At 73.7% G+C, this 21,661-nt stretch carries 24 protein-coding genes; 3 read left to right on the top strand and 21 right to left on the bottom strand.

What is annotated here, in order from left to right; translation table 11 throughout:
- Position 1 precedes the first annotated feature (1 nt).
- The 3 genes from ACZ6R9_RS12735 to ACZ6R9_RS12725 form a co-directional block, all read right to left on the bottom strand.
- The gene (locus ACZ6R9_RS12735) at positions 2-826 is read right to left on the bottom strand and encodes a TetR family transcriptional regulator (protein ID WP_465538172.1); all 825 of its coding nucleotides are present in this window, start codon (positions 824-826) and stop codon (positions 2-4) included.
- Between the two features lie 63 nt (positions 827-889).
- A complete protein-coding gene (locus ACZ6R9_RS12730) occupies positions 890-1,534 on the bottom strand; it encodes a response regulator (RefSeq protein WP_465538171.1) in 645 nt (214 codons plus the stop codon).
- Entirely contained in the window at positions 1,531-2,889 is a 1,359-nt protein-coding gene (locus ACZ6R9_RS12725; protein ID WP_465538170.1) for a sensor histidine kinase, read from the bottom strand. Before ACZ6R9_RS12725 ends, ACZ6R9_RS12730 begins: the two co-directional genes overlap by 4 nt.
- Before the next feature lie 178 nt (positions 2,890-3,067).
- Between ACZ6R9_RS12725 and ACZ6R9_RS12720 the strand changes: the two genes are divergently transcribed.
- Both ACZ6R9_RS12720 and ACZ6R9_RS12715 read left to right on the top strand, forming a co-directional pair.
- Positions 3,068-4,123 carry an ABC transporter permease gene (locus ACZ6R9_RS12720; protein ID WP_380485877.1) on the top strand — a complete coding sequence of 352 codons (1,056 nt, stop codon included), beginning with the start codon at positions 3,068-3,070 and terminating at the stop codon, positions 4,121-4,123.
- A 32-nt stretch (positions 4,124-4,155) separates the two neighbouring features.
- Positions 4,156-4,851 (top strand): ABC transporter ATP-binding protein, encoded by a 696-nt coding sequence (locus tag ACZ6R9_RS12715; RefSeq protein ID WP_465538169.1) that lies wholly within the window; start codon positions 4,156-4,158, stop codon positions 4,849-4,851.
- A 9-nt stretch (positions 4,852-4,860) separates the two neighbouring features.
- Here ACZ6R9_RS12715 and ACZ6R9_RS12710 read toward each other — a convergent pair whose 3' ends face one another.
- Positions 4,861-5,550, bottom strand: a complete 690-nt coding sequence (locus ACZ6R9_RS12710; protein ID WP_465538168.1) for an ArsR/SmtB family transcription factor — start codon at positions 5,548-5,550, stop codon at positions 4,861-4,863.
- 176 nt (positions 5,551-5,726) lie between these two features.
- Here ACZ6R9_RS12710 and ACZ6R9_RS12705 point away from each other — a divergent pair, with 176 nt between their 5' ends.
- Positions 5,727-6,335 carry a flavin reductase family protein gene (locus tag ACZ6R9_RS12705; RefSeq protein ID WP_465538167.1) on the top strand — a complete coding sequence of 203 codons (609 nt, stop codon included), beginning with the start codon at positions 5,727-5,729 and terminating at the stop codon, positions 6,333-6,335.
- Between the two features lie 147 nt (positions 6,336-6,482).
- Here the strand turns inward: ACZ6R9_RS12705 and ACZ6R9_RS12700 are convergent, their stop codons facing one another.
- From ACZ6R9_RS12700 to ACZ6R9_RS12620, 17 genes are all read right to left on the bottom strand, one after another.
- The gene (locus ACZ6R9_RS12700; RefSeq protein WP_380485884.1) at positions 6,483-7,160 is read right to left on the bottom strand and encodes a GntR family transcriptional regulator; all 678 of its coding nucleotides are present in this window, start codon (positions 7,158-7,160) and stop codon (positions 6,483-6,485) included.
- A gap of 49 nt (positions 7,161-7,209) precedes the next feature.
- Entirely contained in the window at positions 7,210-8,130 is a 921-nt protein-coding gene (locus ACZ6R9_RS12695) for an ornithine cyclodeaminase family protein (protein ID WP_465538166.1), read from the bottom strand.
- Positions 8,127-9,134, bottom strand: a complete 1,008-nt coding sequence (locus tag ACZ6R9_RS12690) for a proline racemase family protein (protein WP_380485888.1) — start codon at positions 9,132-9,134, stop codon at positions 8,127-8,129. Before ACZ6R9_RS12690 ends, ACZ6R9_RS12695 begins: the two co-directional genes overlap by 4 nt.
- 367 nt (positions 9,135-9,501) lie before the next feature.
- Positions 9,502-10,878, bottom strand: a complete 1,377-nt coding sequence (locus ACZ6R9_RS12685; RefSeq protein ID WP_465538165.1) for an aldehyde dehydrogenase family protein — start codon at positions 10,876-10,878, stop codon at positions 9,502-9,504.
- 32 nt (positions 10,879-10,910) lie between these two features.
- Complete coding sequence (locus ACZ6R9_RS12680) at positions 10,911-11,918, bottom strand: proline racemase family protein (protein WP_465538164.1); 1,008 nt, start codon at positions 11,916-11,918, stop codon at positions 10,911-10,913.
- An 89-nt stretch (positions 11,919-12,007) separates the two neighbouring features.
- Positions 12,008-12,946 (bottom strand): dihydrodipicolinate synthase family protein, encoded by a 939-nt coding sequence (locus tag ACZ6R9_RS12675; RefSeq protein WP_465538163.1) that lies wholly within the window; start codon positions 12,944-12,946, stop codon positions 12,008-12,010.
- A 42-nt stretch (positions 12,947-12,988) separates the two neighbouring features.
- Complete coding sequence (locus ACZ6R9_RS12670; RefSeq protein ID WP_465538162.1) at positions 12,989-14,386, bottom strand: FAD-dependent oxidoreductase; 1,398 nt, start codon at positions 14,384-14,386, stop codon at positions 12,989-12,991.
- The gene (locus tag ACZ6R9_RS12665; protein WP_465538161.1) at positions 14,367-14,657 is read right to left on the bottom strand and encodes a (2Fe-2S)-binding protein; all 291 of its coding nucleotides are present in this window, start codon (positions 14,655-14,657) and stop codon (positions 14,367-14,369) included. Before ACZ6R9_RS12665 ends, ACZ6R9_RS12670 begins: the two co-directional genes overlap by 20 nt.
- Positions 14,658-14,724: 67 nt before the next feature.
- Positions 14,725-15,891: an NAD(P)/FAD-dependent oxidoreductase gene (locus ACZ6R9_RS12660; protein WP_380485898.1), complete on the bottom strand. Its 1,167-nt coding sequence runs from the start codon at positions 15,889-15,891 to the stop codon at positions 14,725-14,727.
- Positions 15,892-16,062: 171 nt separating this feature from the next.
- On the bottom strand, positions 16,063-16,956 hold the full coding sequence (tatC, locus tag ACZ6R9_RS12655) for a twin-arginine translocase subunit TatC (RefSeq protein WP_380485923.1): 894 nt from the start codon (positions 16,954-16,956) through the stop codon (positions 16,063-16,065).
- A gap of 95 nt (positions 16,957-17,051) precedes the next feature.
- Positions 17,052-17,318: a Sec-independent protein translocase subunit TatA gene (gene tatA, locus ACZ6R9_RS12650; RefSeq protein WP_465538160.1), complete on the bottom strand. Its 267-nt coding sequence runs from the start codon at positions 17,316-17,318 to the stop codon at positions 17,052-17,054.
- A gap of 152 nt (positions 17,319-17,470) precedes the next feature.
- Positions 17,471-17,626 (bottom strand): hypothetical protein, encoded by a 156-nt coding sequence (locus tag ACZ6R9_RS12645; RefSeq protein ID WP_380485902.1) that lies wholly within the window; start codon positions 17,624-17,626, stop codon positions 17,471-17,473.
- 16 nt (positions 17,627-17,642) lie between these two features.
- Positions 17,643-17,873, bottom strand: a complete 231-nt coding sequence (locus tag ACZ6R9_RS12640) for a CpXC domain-containing protein (protein ID WP_380485904.1) — start codon at positions 17,871-17,873, stop codon at positions 17,643-17,645.
- A gap of 5 nt (positions 17,874-17,878) precedes the next feature.
- Complete coding sequence (locus ACZ6R9_RS12635) at positions 17,879-18,835, bottom strand: helix-turn-helix transcriptional regulator (RefSeq protein WP_380485906.1); 957 nt, start codon at positions 18,833-18,835, stop codon at positions 17,879-17,881.
- Entirely contained in the window at positions 18,832-19,806 is a 975-nt protein-coding gene (locus tag ACZ6R9_RS12630; protein WP_380485907.1) for a helix-turn-helix transcriptional regulator, read from the bottom strand. Before ACZ6R9_RS12630 ends, ACZ6R9_RS12635 begins: the two co-directional genes overlap by 4 nt.
- Positions 19,807-19,923: 117 nt before the next feature.
- Positions 19,924-20,295: an FKBP-type peptidyl-prolyl cis-trans isomerase gene (locus tag ACZ6R9_RS12625; protein ID WP_189273557.1), complete on the bottom strand. Its 372-nt coding sequence runs from the start codon at positions 20,293-20,295 to the stop codon at positions 19,924-19,926.
- 60 nt (positions 20,296-20,355) lie between these two features.
- Positions 20,356-21,630 carry an FKBP-type peptidyl-prolyl cis-trans isomerase gene (locus tag ACZ6R9_RS12620; protein WP_380485909.1) on the bottom strand — a complete coding sequence of 425 codons (1,275 nt, stop codon included), beginning with the start codon at positions 21,628-21,630 and terminating at the stop codon, positions 20,356-20,358.
- Positions 21,631-21,661: the final 31 nt, after the last annotated feature.

Here is a 21,661-nt window from a genome sequence, read left to right as displayed (position 1 = left end):
GTCAGTACCCCTCCGCCCGCCCGCAGCCGCTCTCCGTCTGCCCCTCCGCCCCGCCGAGACCACCCTCCACCAGCCCGCCCGCCCCGCCGAGGCCGCTCTCCGCCCCGCCGAGACCACCCCCCGCCAGCCCGCTCGCCCCGCCGAAGCCGCCTTCCGTCTGCCCCTCCACCCGACCACAGCCACTCTCCGCCCCGCCGAGGCCACGCTCCAGCAGGTCGAAGGCGAGTTCAAGGTCCGCGACAAGGACCCGACCGGCCTCCTCCGCCCCCGCGCCGACCTCCTCCGCCCCCGCGCCGGCCTCCTCCGCCCCCGCGCCGGCCACCAGCCGGGCGAAGTGGCGTTCCTGCAGGACGGCCAGCGAGGCAGCGATCTGGGCGGCCATCAGCGCGCCCGCCGTCTCGCCGCACTCCTCGGCCAGGACGTCGGCGAGTGCCTGCCGCTGCCGGTAGCGCAGGCTGTCGGCGGCGGCGCGCAGCGTGGGGCTGGCCTGGATCACCCGGACGCGGGTGAGCAGCGCGGGCAGGTCGGCGGCGGCGACGGGGCCGGCGGCCAGGTCGCGGTGGTGGGCGCGCAGGGCGGCGAGGACGCTCTGCCCGTCGGGGCGGTCGGCGACGATCGTGGCCAGGTCGTCACCGGCGACGCCGTCGAGGACCAGCGACTCCTTGGTGGGGAAGTAGGCGAACAGGGTCGCCCGCGCCACCTCGGCCGCCTGGGCGATCTCGCCCATCGTCACGTCCTCGAAGCCGCGTTCGCCGAACAGGCGCAGGGCCTGCTCGGCGATCCGGCGTCCGGTCCGTTCCTTCTTGAATTCCCGTAGTCCGACCATCCGCTCAGCATATCCAGACCGGGTACAAAATCATACTCAGTCCAAAAAGCCAAAGCGCGGGGCTCAGCGATCCACCGGCCGGATCAGCCCGGCCGCCAGCCCCGCCGCGACGGCCGAGGTGCGCGAGTCGACGCCGAGCTTCTCGTAGACGTGGACCAGATGCGTCTTGACGGTGGCCTCACTGATGAACAGCCGCTTGGAGATCTGCCGGTTGGGGAGGCCCTCGGCGAGTAGCTGGAGGATCTCGGCCTCACGCGGGGAGAGCGTGGGGCGCCCGGCCCGGACCCGGCCGAGCAGGCGGGCGGCGACCGGCGGGGCGAGGACGGTCTCGCCGCGCGCGGTGGCGTGGATGGCGGCGACGAGCTCCTCGGGCGGGGCGTCCTTGAGCAGGTAGCCGGTGGCGCCGGCCTCGACGGCGGCGAGGATGTCGGCGTCCGTGGAGTAGGTGGTGAGGACGAGGACGGCGGGCGGGTCGGGCAGCGCGGTGATCCGGCGGGTGGCCTCGACGCCGTGCATGCCCGCTCCCATCTGGAGGTCCATCAGGACGACGTGCGGGCGCTGCCCGGCCGGCAGTGCGGCGAGCAGCTCGAGCGCGGCGGCCCCGTCCGCAGCCTCGCCGACGGCCGTGACGTCGGGCAGCTCGTCGACCATCGCGCGCAGGCCGCGCCGCACCACGGGGTGGTCGTCCACCACCAGCACCCGGATCATCGCCGCACCCCCACCAGCCGCGTCCCCGCCGGTCGCACGCGCTGCGCGGTGCCCGGCGGCGACGGCCAGGGTCGGTCCGGCGGTGCTTCGCCCGGGGCCGGTTCACCCGCCGGCGGCTCTTCGACCGGACCCCCCGGCGGGTCGATCGCGCGCAGCGGCAGGGTCGCGGCGACGGCGGTGCCTTCCCCGGGCGTGGACTCGACGGTGAGTGTGCCGCCGAGCGCGGCGATGCGTTCGTGCATTCCGTGCAGGCCGAAGGAGCCGGGGGCGGGTGCGGTGGCGGGGTCGAAGCCGGTGCCGTCGTCGTAGACGTCGAGGGTGACGGTGTCGTCGAGGTAGCCGAGGGTGACGGCGATGTGCTGGGCGGCGGCGTGCCGGACGGCGTTGGCGAGGGCTTCCTGGGTGAGGCGCAGCAGGGCGACCTCGGCTTCGACGGGCAGGGGGTAGGGCTCGCCGTCGAGGTGGAAGGCGGCGTCGGCTCCGTCGGCGAGGCGGCGCAGCGCGTCGGCGAGGGTGGTGTCGTCGAGCGCGGGCGGGGTGAGGGCGTGGACGAAGCGGCGGGCCTCGGCGAGGTTCGCGGAGGCGGTCCGTTCGATGTCGCCCAGCAGCGTGGCGGCGTCCGAGGGTGTGTGCGGCAATGCGGCGGCGCTCTCGCGGGCCATCAGCACGATGCCGGACAGGCCCTGGGCGAGGGTGTCGTGGATCTCCCGGGCCAGGCGCTGACGTTCGGCGAGGCGCCCGGCTTCGCGCTGGCTGGCGGCGAGTTCGTCGCGGGTGCGGACCAGGTCGTCGATGAGCTGTTGGCGGGCCCGGCTCTCCCGGTAGAGGGCGGCGTAGCCGTAGGCGGTGAGCAGGGCGACGACGACGCCGGCGAGCGGGCCGAGCACCTTGGCGGTGGTGAGCCCGCCGGGGGTGGTGGCCTGTGCGGCGATCACGGCGCCGGTCAGGGCGGCGACGGCGGGCAGCGCCAACCGCACGGGCAGGACGTGCAGGCAGACGAAGTACAGCGGGAACGCGAGGTAGCTGAACTCGGGGTGGTGAAGGGTGAGTTCGATCCACAGCAGGGCGACCACGAGCAGCCAGGCGGCGCCGAGGGCGCGGGACTCGCGAATCTGCCGCATCAACCCGCCCGCGGCGTACGCGGCGGCGAGTGCCCCGGCGCAGGCCCAGCCGGCCACGCCGAGTTCGCCGTTGGCGGCGGCGCGGATCAGCAGCACGACGAGCAGCGTGAAGAACAGGCCGTGCACGGCGAGGTTGGCCAGCCGCAGCGCGGGCGTCGGGCCGACGGGTGAGCGGTGCGGTTCGGTGCGCGGCTCGGTGCGCGGCGTGGACGGGGAGGGTTCGGTACGGGGCACGCTGTCCGAGGGTACGGGGCGCCGGCGGCCGGTCGGTACGGCGCGGCATCAACCTTTCGATGGATTTTCGGCTGCACCGCTCGGACGGTGCGTACTCCGCCCATCTCGCCGATGGCAGGGCGGGCGAAAAACGCGAAGGTGGAGTGGTCTCGTCCAGTGTCCTTTCGGAAGGTTTCCCGTGTTCGTCGCATTGCGTGACATCCGTTTCGCCAAGGGGCGGTTCGCCCTGATGGGTGCGGTGGTCACTCTGATCACGACCCTGGTGGTGTTCCTCTACGGCCTTACCGGCGGCCTCTCGTCGGCGGCGTCCTCGACGATCGCCGAACTGCCCGTGGACGGCGTGGTGTTCGGCGCGCCGGCCGGCGCGGAGCCGGAGGTGTCATTCGCCTCCAGCACGGTGACGGCCGACCAGCAGGCGAAGGTCGCCGCGGCCCCGGGCACCCGGGACGCGCACTCGCTGGGCGTGGCGATGACGCGGCTGACGGCCCCCGACGGCGCGGCCTCGGTGAGCGTGCTGGGCACCGATGCGGCGCTGCTGCCGCCGGTGTCGTCCGGTGCGGCGCCCAAGGACGGCGAGGTCGCCGTCGGCTCCGACGTCGCGAAGCAGTACCACCTGTCCCCCGGCAGCCAGGTCACCCTGGGCGCGGAGAGGCTGACGGTCAGCGCGGTCACCGCGGAGCGTTCGCTGTCGCACGCGCCGAGCGTGTGGACCACCCCGACGACGTGGCAGCAGGTCTCCGGCCAGAAGCAGCCGACCGCGATCGCGGTGCACGGCACCCCGAAGGACCTGCCCACCGACCTGAAGGCGGTCTCCCGGAGCGACGCACTCGCGGGCATCAACGGGTACTCGGCGGAGCGGGGCAGCCTGCTGATGATCCAGGGCTTCCTGTTCGCGGTCAGCGCCCTGGTGATCGGCGCGTTCTTCACGGTGTGGACGGTGCAGCGCCGCCCCGACATCGCGGTGCTCAAGGCCGTCGGCGCCTCCAGCGGCTACCTGGTGCGCGACGCCCTCGCCCAGGCCGCGGCCGTACTGGTGGCGGGTTCGCTGCTCGGCGGGGCGATCGGCGCGATCGGCGGGGCGATCGCCTCGGCGGCGGTGCCGTTCGACGTGGGCGTGCTCACGGTGGCGGTGCCGGTCGGCGCGATGGTGGTGCTCGGCCTGCTGGGCGCGGCTCTCGCAGTGCGCCGGATCACCGCCGTGGACCCGCTCGCCGCGCTGGGCGCCAACCGATGACCGTCGTACCTCTCTTCCCGAAGGACCTAGCCATGACCACCACTGCCGTCCGCACCGGCCTCGCGCTGAGCGGCGTCACCCTCACCTACCCGGACGGCGAGAGCCGGCTGACGGCCCTGAACAACGTCGAGCTGTCCGTCGCCCCGGGCGAGTTCGCGGCCATCGTGGGCCCGTCGGGCTGCGGCAAGTCCAGCCTGCTGGCAGTCGCCGCGACGCTCCAGCGCCCCGACACGGGGCAGGTGCTGATCGACGGCGTGGACGCGGGCGCGCTCAGCGAGAAGGAACGCACGTCGCTGCGCCGCGAGCGCCTGGGCATCGTCTTCCAGCAGTCGAACCTGCTGGCCTCGCTGACCGCCGTGGAGCAGCTCCTGGTCCTCGAATCCGTCCGCGGCCGCCGCCCGGCCGCGGCCCGGCAGCGCGCCGAGGACCTGCTGGAGTCGGTGGGCCTGGCGGGCCCGAAGCAGCAGCGCCGCCCGCACCAGCTGTCCGGCGGCGAGCGCCAGCGGGTGAACATCGCCCGTGCCCTGTTCGGCGACCCCTCCGTTCTCCTGGTCGACGAGCCCACCTCCGCCCTCGACCACGAACGCGGCGCCCAGGTCGTCGACCTCCTCGCCGAGGTCACCCGCACCCACAACACGGCCACCGTCATGGTCACCCACGACCGCGACCTGCTGAGCCGCACCGACCGGGTCCTGGAGATGCAGGACGGCCGCCTGACGACCCGCTGAGGCCGCGGCTCACCACCGCACGCCGAGCAGGTCGTCCAGCGCCCGCTCCCCCGCCGCCGTCACCCGCACCGCCCGGCTGTCGGGCCGCCGCTCCACCCAGCCCGCCGTCAGCGCGTGCGCGCACAGCGCGGCGCCGACGGCGCCGGCCAGGTGCGGGCGGCGTTCGGTGAAGTCGAGGCAGGCGCGGACGGCGGTGCGGCGGGCGGGGGCGACGGTGATGGCCGCCGCGGCGAGCCAGTCGGTGCCGGCGGGTGTGAGGGCGAGGCCGTGCCGGTCGTCCAGCAGGCCACGGGTGGTCATCGCCTCGGTGACGGTGACGCCGAGCGCCCCGGCCAGGTGGTCGTAGCAGGTGCGGGCGCGGGCGAGTTCGGCGTCCCGGCGGGCGGCGCGCAGCGAGGTCGCGGCGGGCGGCGGTCCGCCGGTGAACTGGGCGAGTACTTCGACGAGTTCGGCGGCGGTGGGCCCGGCGAGCCGCAGGTGGCGGTGGCGGCCCTGGCGTTCCTCGGCGAGCAGCCCGGCGGCGACCAGCCGGTTGAGGTGGCCGGTGGCGGTGGGGGCGGCGACCTTCGCGTGCCGGGCGAGTTCGCCGGCCGTCCAGGCCCGCCCGTCCAGCAGGGCGAGGCAGATCGCGGCCCTGGTCGGGTCGGCGAGCAGGGCCGCGGTGTCGGCGAGCCGGCGGGCGCTGAGCAGGGAGTCCACCCGTCCATGGTGCCGCGCGGACGCTTCGGCGGTGGCCGAAGGGTGCCGGGCCTACGGTCGGCGGCATGCACAACGAACCGAACCACCCGCCACTGGCACACCGCGTGAACGAACCGAACCACCCGCCACTGGCACACCGCGTGAACGAACCGAACCACCCGCCACTGGCGCACCCCGTGAACGAACCGAACCACCTGCCGCTGGTGCACCGCGTGGTGGAACCGCACATCCTGTACTTCGGCACGCCGGTGGTGCTGCTGAGCACGGTCGACGCCAACGGCGCGGTCAACCTGGCGCCGATCTCCTCCGCCTGGGCGCTGGACCGCACCGTGGTCCTGGGCCTCGGCCCGGACGGCCAGACCTCCCGCAACCTCGCCGCCCGCCCCGAACTGGTGGTCAACGTCCCCGGCCCGGGGCTGTGGCGGCAGGTGGAGTCGCTCGGCGACACCACCGGGCGGGCGGACGCGGCGCACTTCGTCCGCGACAAGTTCGCCCACGCGGGGCTGACCGCGCAGCCGGCCGAGCTGGTGGCGCCGCCCCGGGTCGCCGAGTGCCCGCTCCAGTTGGAGGCCGAGGTGGCGGACCTGCGAGCGGACACCACGGGGGAGTTCCTGGTGGCTGAGGTACGGGTGCTGCGGGTGCACGCGGCCGAGTCGATCACCGTGCCGGGCACCGACTACGTGGAGCCGGCCGCGTGGAGCCCGCTGGTGTACAACTTCCGGCACTACTTCGGGCTGGGCGCGGAGCTCGGCCACTCCTCGCGCAGCCGCACGCCCCGCACCTGAAGGCCGGCCAGTCGCATGCCCTGCGGCCGACGGCTGGCCAGCCGCACGCTCCGCACCTGGCGGCCGGTCAACCGTACGCCCCGCACCTGACAGCCGTCAGCCGCAGGGGCTCCCGCCGCCGACAGCCGTTCAGCCGCCAACAGCCGTTCAGCCGCCGGCCTGGTCCCCGGCCGCCCACAGGTGGCGGATGTGGCCGAGGTGCCGGGTCATGCACTCCTCGGCGGCCTTGGCGTCGCCGGTGAGCAGCACGTCCAGCAGTTCCAGGTGTTCCTCGGCGGAGGTGACCAGTTCGCCGCCCTGGTCGAGCCGGTTGAGGCCGTACAGGCGCGAGCGCTTGCGCAGGTCGCCGACGGTCTCCACCAGGCGGGCGTTGCCCGCGAGGGCCAGCAGGTCGAGGTGGAACTTGCGGTCGGCCTCCAGGTAGCCGATCAGGTCGTGCTTGCGAGCGGCCGCGACGATCGCCGCGGCCTGCGGGCGCAGCGCCTCCAACTGCTCGGCGGTGGCGGTGCGGGCGACCTGGCCCACCGTCGGGACTTCGATCAGTGCGCGGATCTCGGTGAACTCGTCGAGGTCGCGCTCGCTGAGTTCGGTGACCCGGAAGCCCTTGTTGCGGACGGCCTCGACCAGGCCCTCGCGGGCCAGGTCGAGCATCGCCTCCCGGACGGGGGTGGCGGAGACCCCGAAGTCGGTGGCCAGCGCGGGCGCGGAGTAGACCACGCCGGGGCGCAGTTCACCGGAGATCAGGGCGGCACGCAGGGCGTGGGCGACCTGGTCGCGCAGCCGCTCCTGGACGGAGATGAGGTTGCGGGGCTTCAGGTCGGACATGGCGGTTCCTCCGGGGTCAGCAGAGCCCCATTGTACAATGTCACGTTGCTCACAGTGAACGCTTTGATCCGCTTTCACCTGACCCCGTGAGCTCGTACTGGGCCGCCGCCACCGCCAGATCCTGCCAGGCCATGCCGACGCTCTTGAAGAACCTCGGCCGATCATGGCGGACAACTGCCGCCCCGGCCAGCAGTTCCGACAGATTGACCAGCCTTTCCTCCGCCGCCTGGGCCATCAGCAGGTCCCCCGCCTCCCGCCGGGCCACCGCCCGCGCCTCCACGAACAGATCGGCGCGGCCCACCAGTTGGGCATCCACCTCGCGCGCGTCCGGCTCGTGCGAACCGACCGCCGCGACCGCCGCCCCGTCCGGCACCAGCCGCCCGTCGAACAGTGGGGTCCGCGCCGTGGTGCAGCACACCACCACGTCCGCCTTCGCCACCGCCTCCGGACCGCCGGCCGCCGCGTCCAGTCCCAACTCGGCGGCGTACCGCACCAGTTGAGCCGCCGCATCGGGCCGGCGGGCCACCACCGTCACCCGCTCCAACGGCAGCACCGCACGCAACGCCGCCACATGCCCGAACGCCTGCGGGCCCGCACCGAACACCACCAGGTGCGCGACGTCCGGCCCGGCCAGCGCGCGCAGCGCGAGCGCCGTGACGGCGGGCGTGCGCAACGAGGTGAGGGCCGCACCGTCCAGCAGGGCCAGCGGTTGCAGGGTCGGCCCGTCCAGCAGCAGGTAACTGCCGGTGATCCGCGGCAGCCCGGCCGCCGGGTTCGCGGGCGCCACCCCGGCGACCTTCACCCCGGCGTACGCACGGGTGGCGGCGGGCATCAACAGCAACTCCCCGGCCGGCACCGGCACCGCGGACCGCTGCGGGCAGCCCTCGACGTCCAGCCCGTCCAGCAGCGTGCGCTCCAGCGCCTCGACGGCCGCCCGGTGATCGAGCGTCAACTCCAGCGTCGGCCTCACAGCAGGAACCCCGCGCCGAGAGTGTCGTCACTGTCCAGCACGAACCGGTGCTCACCGGTACGGTGCGCCGCACCCGTCACCTCGGTGACCACGCCGTCCGGCCCCTGCCCGCGGACCCGGCCGGTGAACACCGTGCCGATGATCGAGTCGTGCCGCAGCGTCTGCTCCGGCCGCAGCGCCCCTTCGTCGGCGAGCAGCGCCAGCCGCGCGGAGGTACCGGACCCGCAGGGCGAGCGGTCGATCTGGCCGTCCGCGAACACCGTGACGTTCCGCTGATGCGGTCCCGACGGCGTGTCGGGCAGCTCGTCGTACAGGATGACGCCGTAGACGCCGTCCCGGTCCTCCGCCAGCGCCGGATGCCCCTCCAGCGCGGCCCTGACCTCCCGCCCGGCAGCGGTCAGTTCGGCCAGCCGCTCAGGGACGACGGACAGCCCGAACGCGGCAGCCGGCAGCGAGGCGTACACCGCACCGGAATGCGCCAGATCGACCGTCACCGTCCCACCGAAGACATTCAACTCGGCCTTCCGCGCCAGCACCCGGGTCGGCACATTGCGGAACGTCACAGCAGTGGTCCGCCCACCGCGCCGGTGCACCGTCGCACTCACCCGGCCCGACGGCACATCGATCCGCACCAGCGCCGTCCCGTCGTCCGGCGCCGCCACCCGACCGGTGTCCACCGCCCACGCGCCGAGCGCCATCGTCCCGTGCCCGCACGCCGTCGAATACCCGTCCTTGTGCCAGAAAAGCACCCCGAAGTGCGCCTCCCCGTCGTCCGCCGGAACCACGAACCCGCCGTACATCCCCGCGTGGCCCCGCGGCTCCCGCGTCAGCAACCGGCGCACATCGTCCAACGCCCCCCGCCTCGGCGACGTCGCCGTGCCCCCTGCCCCAATGGCAATCGCCCGCCGCTCGGCGACACTGTCCCCGGGCACCGGCGGCAGCCCACCGGTGACGATCCGGAACGGTTCACCGGCGGTGTGATAGTCGGTGGTGGTGATGTTCATCAGTACTCCACGACAAAAAGCACGCTGACAACGGACAAAACAACAAACGCCCAAGCGGACGCCACACCAGCCCCCTCACGGCGGCGGACCGGGCGGGGCGCGCAGCCGCCGCAGGCACCCCGGCAACCCGGCGCCCGGCGGGGGGCGCGCGGCTCCCGCACAGAGCCACCCGCCCACCCACCACCGGCCGCACCGACTGCCCGGCACGGACACCCGCCCGCCGGCCGCCACAACCAACGCCGGCGTCCAACCGCACCACGCCGCCCCGGCCCGGACGCCCGTCCGCCGCCCGCCCGTGGGCCACCCGGCGCCCGCATCGCCCACCCGCCGGAGGCCCCTCGCGCGCCAGCCGAACGCCGCCGCCTTGCTACTCCCCGGCCGGCAGCACACTCACCGTCCGCGAGGCGGTGTAGAAGTCCAGCGCCGCCCGCCCCTGCTCCCGCGACCCGTACGACGCCGCCTTCGCCCCGCCGAACGGAAGGTGGAAGTCCACCCCGCTCGACGGCGCGTTGATCCGGATCATGCCCGCGTCGAGCCGATCCGCCGCGGCCAGCGCAACGTCCAGGCTCCGCGAGTGGACGGACGTCGACAGGCTGTGCCGGGTCCCGTTGGCCAGCGCGATCGCCTCGTCCAGATCGGCGGCGGCCAGCAGCACCGCCACCGGCCCGAAGAACTCCTCACTCGCCAGCGGGTGTTCGGCCGGCACGTCCGCCAGCAGCGTCGGCTCCAGGTACCACCCGTCCCGCTCCGCCCGGGCCCCGCCGGCCAGCACCTTCGCACCATCGGCCCGCGCACCGTCGATCGCGTCGGTGAGCCGCTCCAGCGCCTGCCGGTTGATCACCGGCCCGCACACCGCGGACGCCATCGCCGGGTCAGCGGCGGTAACCTGCGCCAGCGCCTTCGAGAGCGCCTCCGCGAACGGCTCGTACGCGTCACCGACAGCGATCACCCGGCTGGTCGCGGTGCACTTCTGCCCCGCGTACCCGGCGATCGCGGACGCGATCTGCGCGGCCGCCTGCCCGAAGTCGGCATCCGGAAGCACCAGCGCGGCGTTCAGCCCGCCCATCTCCGCCTGCACGGGAACGCCCCGGCCGGCCGCCGCCGCAACCACCTGCCGCCCGACGGCGGTCGAACCGGTGAACGACACCACGTCCGTCCCGGCGACCAGCGCCGCGCCCTCCTCGCCGCCGCCGGGGACGACCGTCAGCACGCCGTCCGGCAGGCCGGCCAGCTCGGCGAGGCGCAGCGCGCAGGCGGTCGCCTCGGGGGCGGGCTTGAGCACCACAGTGTTGCCGACGGCCAGCGCGGGCGCGGCCTTCCAGGTCGGGATCGCCAGCGGGAAGTTCCACGGCGTCACCAGGCCCGCGACGCCGTACGGCCGGCGCCGCGTCAGCAGCAGGCCCTGCCCGGCGGCCGGTTCGTGCACCTCGCCGGACGCGGCGAACGGCGCCTGCGCGTAGTAGCGCCAGATCGCGACCGTCCGCGCCACCTCGCCGCGCGCCTCCGCGACCGGCTTGCCGACCTCGCGCACCGTCAGCGCGACCAGCTCGTCGGCGGCCGCCTCCACCGCCGCCGCGGCCTTCCCGAGCGCTGCCGAGCGCCCGGCCGCACCGAGCGCCCACCACTCCCGCTGGGCGGCCCGCGCCCGCGCGATGGACGCCTCAACTCCCTCCGCCCCTACCGCAGTTACCGAGACAACCAGATCACCGGGGTCGGCAGGGTTGTACGAGTCGATGGTGCTCACAGGCACATACCTTTCACTCAAGCCAAAAACGTCTACAGCAGGAACCCGGCCGGGAACGGATCCGTCGGGTCGAGGAAGTACTGCGCCGTCCCGGTCACCCAGGCGCGGCCGGTGACGGTCGGCACCACGGCGGGCAGGCCGGCCACCGTGGTCTCCTCCACCAGACGACCCACGAACGTGGTACCCAGAAAAGAGTCGTTGCGGAAGTCCGCCCCGATCGCCAGCTCGCCGCGCGCGTGCAGCTGCGCCATCCGCGCGGAGGTGCCCGTCCCGCACGGGGAGCGGTCGAACCAGCCGGGGTGGATGGCCATCGCGTGCCGGGAGTGGACGGCGTCGGAGCCGGGGGCGAGCAGCTGGACGTGGTGGCAGCTGTGGATGTTCGGGTCCTCGGGGTGCACGGGGCGGTGCTCGGGGGAGGCGTTGATGGCGTCCATCATGGCGAGCCCGGCGGCCAGGATCTCGTCCTTGCGCTCCCGTTCGAACGGCAGCCCGAACTGCTCCAGCGGCAGGATCGCGTAGTAGTTGCCGCCGTACGCCAGGTCGTACGTCACCGTGCCGTACCCGGGCACGTCGAGCTTGCGGTCGAGCGCCACCGAGTACGAGGCCACGTTCCGGATGGTGACGCCCACGGCCGCGCCGCCCTCGACCCGGACCTCGGCGACCACCAGACCGGCGGGGGTGTCGAGCCGGACCGTGGTGACGGGCTCGACCACCGGAACCATGCCGGTCTCGACCAGCACGGTGGCGACACCGATGGTTCCGTGTCCGCACATCGGCAGCAGGCCGGACACCTCGATGTACAGCACCCCGAAGTCGGCGTCCGGCCGGGTGGGCGGCTGCAGGATCGCGCCGCTCATCGCGGCGTGGCCGCGCGGCTCGTACATCAGCAGGGTGCGGAAGTGGTCCAGGTGCTGCTGGAAGTGGGCGCGCCGCTCGGCCATGGTGGCGCCGGGGATGGTGCCGAAGCCGCCGGTGATCACCCGGGTGGGCATGCCCTCGGTGTGCGAGTCGACGGCGTGGAAGACGTGACGGGTCCGCATCGCGGGGTTCCCTCCTGACGGGTGGTGGTCCGGTCCGGACCGGGCAGTCGCCGATCCGGACCGGTGCTTCATCTCCTGCTGGAGCTGGCCTACTTGTGGCCCTCGGCGAGCACCTTCTCGGTCGCGGCGCGCACGGCGGCCTCGATCTCGGGGCGCAGCGGCAGGCGCGGGGCGCGGGTGGGTCCGCCGGTGCGGCCGGCGATGTCCATCGAGAGCTTGATCGCCTGGACGAACTCGGTCTTGGAGTCCCAGCGCAGCAGCGAGTGCAGCGACTTGTAGAGCGGCAGCGCGGTGGCCAGGTCGCCGGCGACGGCGGCGTGGTACAGCTCGGCGCTGGTGGCGGGCAGCGCGTTGGGGTAGCCGGCGATCCAGCCGACCGCGCCGGCGATGGCGAGTTCCAGCAGGACGTCGTCGGCGCCGATCAGCAGGTCGAGGCCGGGGGCGAGTTCGGCGATCTCGTAGGCGCGGCGGACGTCGCCGGAGAACTCCTTGACGGCGACGATGTGCCCGGCCGAGTGCAGGTCGGCGAGCAGCGCGGGGACGAGGTCGACCTTGGTGTCGATCGGGTTGTTGTAGGCGACGATCGGCACGCCGGCGGCGGCGACCTCGGCGTAGTGGGCGCGCACGGCGTCGTGGTCGGCGCGGTAGGCGTTCGGCGGGAGCAGCAGCACGGAGCCGGCGCCGGCCTCGGCGGCCTGCTCGGCCCAGCGGCGGGACTCGGCGCTGCCGTAGGCGGCGACGCCGGGCATCACGCGGGAGCCGTCCCCGGCGGCTTCGACGGCGGTGGTGACGACCTTGGCGCGCTCTTCGGGGGTGAGGGTCTGGTACTCGCCGAGCGAGCCGTTGGGGACGACGCCGTCGCAGCCGTTGTCGATCAGCCAGCGGACGTGGTCGGCGTAGGCGTCGTAGTCCACGCTGCCGTCCTCGTGGAACGGCAGGGTGGTGGCGACCATGATGCCGCGCCAGGGGCGGGCGGGGTCGTGGGCGGTGCGAGTCACGGGGATCTCCCTCGATATGATGTGTGACATTTTACAAATCCTCGACGAGGGCGCAAGACCCCCGCCGGAGCTCTACTCCGACAGTTCCGACGTCCCGTCCTGCTGCGCCAGCTGGGCCAGCGGAACGGGACAGGACAGCGGCCGGCTGTCGGGCCGCCCGAGCGGCCCGCCGGACAGGCAGGCCACGGCGGTCCCGCACATCCGGCCCTGGCACCAGCCCATGCCGGCCCGGGTGAGCAGTTTGACGGTCCGCGCATCGGCGGCGCCGAGTTCGGTGACGGCCTCCCGGACGGCCCGCGCCGGTACTTCCTCGCACCGGCAGACGTCGGTGTCGTCGGTCACCCAGCCCGTCCAGTCCGGCCCGGGCGCGTGCGCGGCGGCCATCAGCGCGGCAAACTCCCGCCGCCGCCGACGAATCCTCAACTCCCGTGCGGGAGCGGGCTTTCCGGCCACCGAGTGGGCGGCGAGCACCCCCTCGGCGAGCGCCAGGTCCGCGCCGCCGACGCCGCAGGTCTCCCCCGCCGCCCACAGCCCGGGCACGCTGGTGCGCTGCTGGGCGTCCACCCGCAGCGCGGCGGTGTGGTCGGCGGTGGTGACGGTGTCCGCGCCGAGTTCGACGGCCAGCTCGATCTGCGGCACCAGGCCGTGCCCGACCGCCAGCGCATCGCACGCGATCCGCCGCTCGGTGCCGGGCACCGGCCGCCAGCGGGCGTCCAGCCGGGCCACGGTGACACCGGTGACCCGGTCGGTACCGTGCGCCTCGACCACGGCGGCCCGACGGCGCAGCCGCACCCCGTGCCGCAGCAACCGGGCCGCGTGGTCGGCGCCCTCCACGAGCTTGGCCGGGTTGCCCGCCAGCACGGGCAGCCCCCGCGCATAGCCGAGGTAGGCCGTCGCCTCCACGATCGCGGGAATCCGCGCCCCGGCCGCCGCCAGCGAGGACGCGGCCGCCAGCAGCAGCGGCCCACTGCCCGCCACCACGACCCGCCGCCCCGGCAGCACCAGCCCCGACTTCAGCATCGCCTGCGCCCCACCGGCGGTCACCACACCGGGCAAGGTCCAACCGGGGAACGGCAGTTGACGCTCGTACGCGCCCGTGGCCAGCAGCAGGGAACGCGCCCGGACGGTGTCCCGGTCGCCGCCCTCCGGCCCCCGGGTCGTGTGCAGGGTCCACCCGTCCCCGCCCCGCTCGACGGCCCACACGTGATGTCCGGCCAGGTGCTCGACCGACGGGGCCGCCGCCAAGCGCTCACGCAGCCCGGCGAACGTCTCCCACCCGTGATGCAGCTTCTCCGGCCGCGCCGCCCCGAGCTCGGGCGCGGGATGCCGGTAGTACTGCCCGCCGAGCCGCGCCCCCGCGTCCACCAGCGCCACCCGCAGCCCGAACCCGGCAGCCGCATCAGCGGCCGCCAGCCCGGCCGGGCCGGCACCGATCACCGCGAGGTCGTACTCAGACCGCGAGTTCACCACGACCGTGCCCTTCCTGCGTGCTCACCACGTCGCCGTCCTCGGCGGTCACCAGACACAGCCGCTGATTCGGACGCCCGTTGACGGTCGCCAGACAGTCGAAGCACTGCCCGATCCCGCAGAACGCCCCGCGCGGCCGTCCGCCCACCCGCGTCCGCCGCCACGCCATCACACCGTCCGCCCACAGGGCTGCCGCCAGGGTCTGCCCGGGCAACGCCGTCACCGCCCGCCCGTCGAACAGCACCACCCGCGCCGCCCCGGGCTCAGCACCCACCAGATCAACCGGATCCACGTTCACACCTCCCAGCCAACACCGAACACCCGCAACCCCACCGCCGGCACTACTGCTCCCCCGTATCCGCGCCCGCATCCTCGAACCGCTCGGGACGGAACGGCGCCATCTCGAACTCGGGCGCGGCACCCACCAGTTGGCGACTGATCAGCAGCCCGGTCGCCGGCGCCAGCCCGATCCCCGCGCCCTCGTGACCGCACGCGTGGTACAGCCCGGGCACCCTCGCGTCCTCGCCGATCGCCGGCAGGTGGTCGGGCAGGTACGGCCGAAATCCCCGGTACGCCCGCTGCACGGCAACCGTCCGCAGCACCGGGAACAGCGCCATCGCCTGCGCGGCCAGCCGCCGCAGCACCTCGGGGCTGAGCGTGCGGTCGAACCCGACCCGCTCCCGGCTGGCACCGATCAGCACCGGCCCCGCCGGAGTGCCCTCGACCACCGCCGAGGACTGCAGGTCCGCCGACCCGGAGGCGACGTCCGCCACGTAGTCGGCGGCATACACCTTGCGGCGCACCACTCGCGGCAGCGGCTCGGTCACCAGCACGAAGCCGCGCCGCGGCAGCACCGGCAACCGCACCCCGGCCAGCTCCGCCACCGCACCACCCCAGGTACCGGCCGCGTTGACCACCGCGGGCGCGGCCAGCTCCCGCCGCTCGGTGACCACACCGGCGATCGCGCCACCCGGGCCACGCCGCAGCGCGGTGACGGCCTCGCCGAGGTAACGGTCGGCACCGGAGGCCCGCAACAGGTGGGCCGCCGCCAGCGCGGGCTGCACCTGCGCGTCCTGCGGGTACAGCACACCGCCGGGCAGACCCTCGGCGAGGTGCGGCTCCAGCTCGCGCAGCGCCTGCGCATCGACGGGGACGGCCTCCACCCGGACCGCCCGCTGCTCCTCGGCGAAGCGGTGCAGGGCATCCAGCCCGGCGGGCGCGGAGGCGACCACCAGGCCGCCCTTGGGCTCGTACTCGACCCGGTCGCCGAACTCCTCCGCGAGCTCTCGCCACAGACCTGAGGAGAGCAGCGCGAGGTCGAGTTCGGGCCCGGGCTCCTTGTCGGAGACCAGCAGGTTGCCCTCACCGGCGCCCGTGGTGCCGCCGGCCACCGGCCCGCGGTCGACCACGGCGACCCGCAGCCCGGCCCGGGCCGCGTAGTAGGCACACGCGGCACCGACCACACCGGCGCCGACCACCACAACGTCGTAGGGGTTTCGCTTCAGCACGTCAGTAATATGTCACATGTTCAGAATCACCGACAAGCCCCCCACCAGCCCGAACCCGCTCGCCCACCCGCTGAGGCGCGCAGCGAATCCCATGCGGACCCCCGCTCCCCCAGAACGCCGAACGGCCCCGAACCGTCAGGTCCGGGGCCGCCCGCGCTCAGCGCTCGCGCGTCAGGTGATGTCGTCGATCTGGTCGTGGCGCGCGGCCGGCACCGGCGCCGAGGCCTGCACCGGCTCGGCGGCACCCACCGCCTCCGCGTCCGCGACGCCCTCCACGGTCAGGTCGACCACGGAGGCCTCCTCGTCGTCCAGCAGCGCGTCGGGGTTGCGGGCCAGCCTGCGCTTGTCGTTGAGCAGCGCGAACCCGGCCGCCATGAAGTACAGCAGCCAGATCGGCGCGGCCAGCGCCAGCATCGACAGCGGTTCGGCGGACGGGGTGGCGAAGGCCGCGAACACCGTGATGCCCATCACGAAGCCCCGCCACCAGCCCATCAGCCGCTTGCCGGAGAGCACCCCGACCACGTTCAGCATCACCAGGAACAGCGGCAGTTCGAAGCCCAGACCGAAGACCAGCACCATGCGGGTGATCAGGTCGAGGTAGGTCTCCACCGGCACGATCGGCTTGACGCCGTCCGCGACGAAGCTGATCAGCATCATCGCGGTGGTCGGCATGACCACGTACGCGAGCACCGCGCCGGCCAGGAACAGCGGGGTGCCGAGCGCCAGGAACGACATCGAGTAGCGCTTCTCGTGCCGGTGCAGGCCCGGCGCCACGAACCTCCACAGCTGGTACAGCCACACGGGGGTGGCGGCCACCACACCGGCCGTGAGGCTGACCTTCAGCGCGATGGTGAACGGCGTGGCCAGGCCGATGGTGGAGACCTCCACGCAGTGCTTCAGACCGCCCGGCAACGACCCGTCCGGGTTGCACGCCGGCAGCGGCTTGATCAGGAAGTCGATCAGGTCCCTGTGGAAGAACGCCGCGACGATCGTGAACACGATGATCGCCAGCAGTGACTTGACCAGCCGGTTGCGCAGCTCGCGCAGATGGTCGGCGAGCGCCATCCGCCCCTCAGGGTCCTTGGGCGCTTTGGTCGTCTTGCTCAACCCGGTCCTCGAATCGTGCGCTCGTCGGTGGTGGTCGGAAAGTGCGGGCCGGCTCAGGCGACCCGGTCGGTACGGGAGGCGCCGGGGGCGCCCGGAGCGGCCTTGACCACCCGCTCCGGCTCGGCGGCGGCAGCCGGGGAGCCGGCCGCCGGGCCCTGCGCCCCGGCCGCGAACTCGCCGCGCAGTGCCTTGCCCTCGCTCTTGAGGATCCGCAGCGACCGCCCGAGCCCCCGCGCCACGTCGGGCAGCCGCTTGCCGCCGAACAGCAGCACGGCGAACACCGCAACGATCAGCAGCGAGGCGGGTGACAGAATCCGCATCGGAGCACCGCCTTCCTTGTCCGGGAGGTCCGGGAGGTCCGGAGGTCCGGGAGGTCAGGGAGGCAGGGCTCCCCCTGCGCGATGGTAGCCGCTCGGGGTGTCGCGGCGGGAACCCGGTCCCCAACGATCAGTGACCGGGCCCACCCGAACCGTCAGTCCCGGTCCGCGGCCCGCTGCAGGGCGGCCACCGCCCCGTCCACCTCCCGCGTCAGCGCCCGCGCGTCCAGCCAGAGCCGCACGGCGAGCACGCCGAGCACCAGCAGTCCGGCGGTGGACAGCAGGACGGCTCCGACCAGGGTCCAGTTCATGTGCGTGCGGCCTTTCCTATCCGTCCACCGGCAGCAGCCGCATGGTGTGCACGCCGGCTGCGGTGAGCGCGGCGACGATCCGCTCCCCGGCGATCTTGCGGACGGACGCTCCGCAGGCCGGGCAGGTGAAGCTGTAGAAGGTGCGTTCCTTGCTCGCCCCGAGCGCCAGCCGGAACTCGGGTGCCGGGAGTTCGACCTTCTCCCGGCACTGCGAGCAGTACACCTTGAATCTGGTGCCCTCGGTCACGTGGTTCAGACCTGTCCGTCCCGGTAGTGCTCCAGCGCGGCCAGCGCGGCGGTGCGGGCCTGTTCGGCGAGCTGCGGCGGCTTGGTGATCCGGCCGTCCCGGCCGAGCCGCAGGGCGAGGGTGCGCAGGCCGGACGGTTCGGCGGAGCGCAGGGTGATCCGCAGGCCACCGTCGGGGAGTTCCTCGGCGCTGTCGTGGGTGTAGTACTCGGCGACCCAGCGGCCGCCGGGACCGACCTCGACCACCACCTCGGGGTCGTCGGCGCCGGGCGCGACCAGGCCGGCGGACAGGTCGCGGGGCTGCATCCGGGGCGGGTTGGCGGGCTCCTCGAGGACCTTGATCTCGGCGATCCGGTCGAGCCGGAAGGTGCGCCGGTCCTCGGAGGTGCGGCACCAGCCTTCCAGGTAGGTGTGGCCCTCGGTGACCAGGCGGATCGGGTCGACCTCGCGCTCGGTGAGCTCGCCGCGGCCGTGCGACCAGTAGCGCAGCCAGATCAGCCGGCCCTCGCTGAGCGCCCGGTCGATGTCGGCGAAGACGGTGCCCTCGGCCTCGAAGGTGACGCCGATCCGGGCGGCGGACTCGGCGCTCTCGCCGGCCGCGTCCTCGATCTTGGCCACGGCCCGGGTCAGCGCCTGCCGGTCGCGCTCACGCAGTCCGGGCAGGCCGGCCACCGCCCGGGCGGCGACCAGCAGCGCGGTGGCCTCGTCGGCGGCCAGCCGCAGCGGCTGGGCGACGTCGTCCACGTTGTGCCACCAGATCCGCTCGCCGTCGGTGTCGATGTCGAGCAGGTCGCCGCCGCGGAAGGACGTCCCGCACATCGGCAGCACGTTCAGGTCGCCGATCAGTTCGCGCTCGGTGATCCCGAACGCCCGCGCCACCTCGGCGACCTCGGCCCCGGGGCGTTCGCGCAGGTAGGTGACCAGCGACAGCATCCGCCGCGTCTGGTCGATCGCGTTACTCATGCCTGAACCTCCGCGAGACCGGCGACGGCGCGCAGCCGGTCGATGACGTCGGCCCGCAGGTCCTCGGGGCCGATCACGATGACGTCGGGGCCGTACTCGGCCAGGTCGGCGCCCAGGCCGTTGCCGTACGGGATGTCCAGCTCGTCCCAGTCGGCGTCCACCGGCCGGGTGTCCAGGGCGCGCTGGCGCAGCGGGTAGGCCGCGCCCCGCCGGATCCGCACCACGGCCACGGCGGTCGCGCCCTCCCCGGCGAACCGGGCGACCACGGCACGCACATCGACGTGCTCGGGAACCTCGCCGGTGAACGCCCCGGCCCGGGAGCGGACCTTGCCGGTGATCCGGGACAGCCGGAACACCCGGGCGGAGCCGCGGTCGCGGTCCCAGCCTGCCAGGTACCAGTGGCCGCGCCAGCACTCCAGCGCCCACGGCTCGACCGAGCGCGGCTCGGCGACGGCGGCGCCGGCCTTGCGGTAGTCGAAGGTGACGGGACGCCGGTCGCGGGCGGCGGTGAGCAGCGGCTCGAACGCGGCCTCCCGGCCGGGGATCCGCGGCTCCAGCGCGCCGTGCTCGCGCTCCTCGGCGAACGGGACGCCGGCGGCCCGCAGCTTCTGCAGGGCACCGCTGGCCGCGCCGGACATCTTGGCCTGCTGCCAGACCCGGGCGGCGAGGGCGAGCGCGGCGGCCTCCTCGGCGTCCAGGGCGATCTCGGGGAGGCGGTTGCGGTCACGGCGGGCGAGGTATCCCACTTCGCCGTCGAGCGCGTTCTCGTCCACATCGATGATCAGTCCGAGTTCGCGCAGGTCGTCCTTGTCGCGCTCGAACATCCGGTTGAAGGCGTCCTCGGAGCCCTGCTGCCAGGCTTCCCGGTACGCCTCGACGGATTCGCGCAGCTCTTTCTTGGAGAGCGGACGCCGGGTGTTCATCAGGCACAGGGCGAGGTTCATCAGCCGCTCTGCCTTGGCGATCGCCATCGCTGACCTTTCCTCCGTTCGGGGGGTGACCCGCCGACCGTACCGGTACGGACACGCTCCGCGAAAGCCGAACCCCCGGCTGCGTGCGCGGCCGGGGGTTCGGTGGTGCGTCCGAGGTCAGACGCCCAGCAGGTCCACCACGAAGATCAGGGTGGAGCCGGCCGGGATCAGCGGGCTCGGGGACTGGTTGCCGTACGCCAGGTGCGGCGGGATGACCAGCTCGCGGCGGCCACCGACGCGCATGCCCTCGACGCCCTGGTCCCAGCCCTTGATGACGCGGCCCTTGCCGAGCGGGAAGCGGAAGGTCTGGCCGCGGTTCCAGGAGGCGTCGAACTCCTCGCCGGAGGCGAAGGTGACACCGACGTAGTGGACCTCGACGTTCGCGCCGGCCTTGGCCTCGGCGCCGTCGCCGACCACGATGTCGCGGATCTGGAGCTCGGTCGGGGCGTCGCCGCCCGGGAAGTCGATCTCCGGCTTGGTCAGGCTCACTGTTGCTCTTCTCGTTCGGTTGCGTGAACGCTGCTCATCCTAGACAAAAGCGGCGGCCGGTCAGTCCTCGCCGCCGACGCCGGCGTCCAGGATGTCGATCACGAACACCAGCGTGGAGTTCGCCGGAATGCCGTTGCTGGCCTGGTCCTTGTAGGCCAGCGAGGCGGGGATGACCAGTTCGATGCGGCTGCCGATGGTCTGGCCGACGACGCCCTTGTCCCAGCCCTCGATGACGCTGCCGGCGCCGGTGGCGAAGGTGAACGCCTGGCCGCGGTCGAGCGAGGAGTCGAACTTCTTGCCGTCCTTGTACAGCGCGCCGGTGTACTGGACGACGACCTTCTCGCCGCTCTCGACCTTGCGGCCCTTGCCCTTGATCAGGACGTGCGACTTCAGCTCGGTCGGGTCGGCGGCGCCGGGGACGGGCGTGATGTCGAACGGCTTCTTGCCGTTGTCCTTGACCTGCGGCATGTCGGCCGGCGGCGGGGTCATCTCGCCGGTGAGCACCGCGTCGGGCGCGGTGGCCTGCCGGATGTCGAGCACGAAGACCAGGCTGTCGGTGGCACCGATGCCGAGCTGGGTGTTGCCCTGGGAACCGAACGCGGCGGCGGGCGGGGCGACCACCAGCACCCGGCTGCCGGCCTTGTGCCCGGCGACGGCCTTGTCCAGGGCGGGGATCAGCTTGCCGGCCTCGGCCTGGTACAGCTGCGGCTTGCCGGCCTTCTCGCCGTACGAGCCGGGGATCTCCTTGCCGGTGTTCCAGTCCATCGCGGTGTAGTCGACGGACACCCAGTTGCCCTTTTCGACCTTGGGGCCGGTGCCCGCGGACAGCTCCTTGACCACGAAGGTGCCGTCCGGCTTGTCCTCCGGCACGGTGATGGTCGCCTTGGTGCCGAAGTCACCGGTGACCGTGGGGAGCGCCTTGGCGCTGTCCTTGATCGGCGGCACCGGCTCCTGGCTGGGCGTGTCGCTGGCGGCGGGCTTCGCCGCGTCCGACTTGCCGGCCGGCTTGTCGTCGCTCTTGTTGACCTGGTACATGGTGATCGCGGAGCCGATCAGCAGCACCGCGAGCACCGTGCCGAGGATCGCGCCGAGGCGGCCGGAGCTGCCCGGGTCCTCGTCGTAGCCCGCCTCGGACCGGTCGGCCTTGCGCTGGGTGGAGGCGAACACCTGCGGCGCCTCGGCGGCCTTGCCCTCCGCGCCCGGCGCCGAGGGCGACGGCGGGGCCCAGCCGGCCTGGGTCAGCATCTCGGCGGGAACCACGATCGATTCGCGGTCTCCCGGCCGGCGCTGCCCGGTGTTGTCGGCCTCGCCCGGGCTCGACGGCTTCTCAGACATGACTCCCCAATTCATCTCGCCCGACGACGCA

Source organism: Kitasatospora sp. NPDC048662, assembly GCF_055587065.1.
This window is presented reverse-complemented; position numbering and strand designations above follow the sequence as displayed.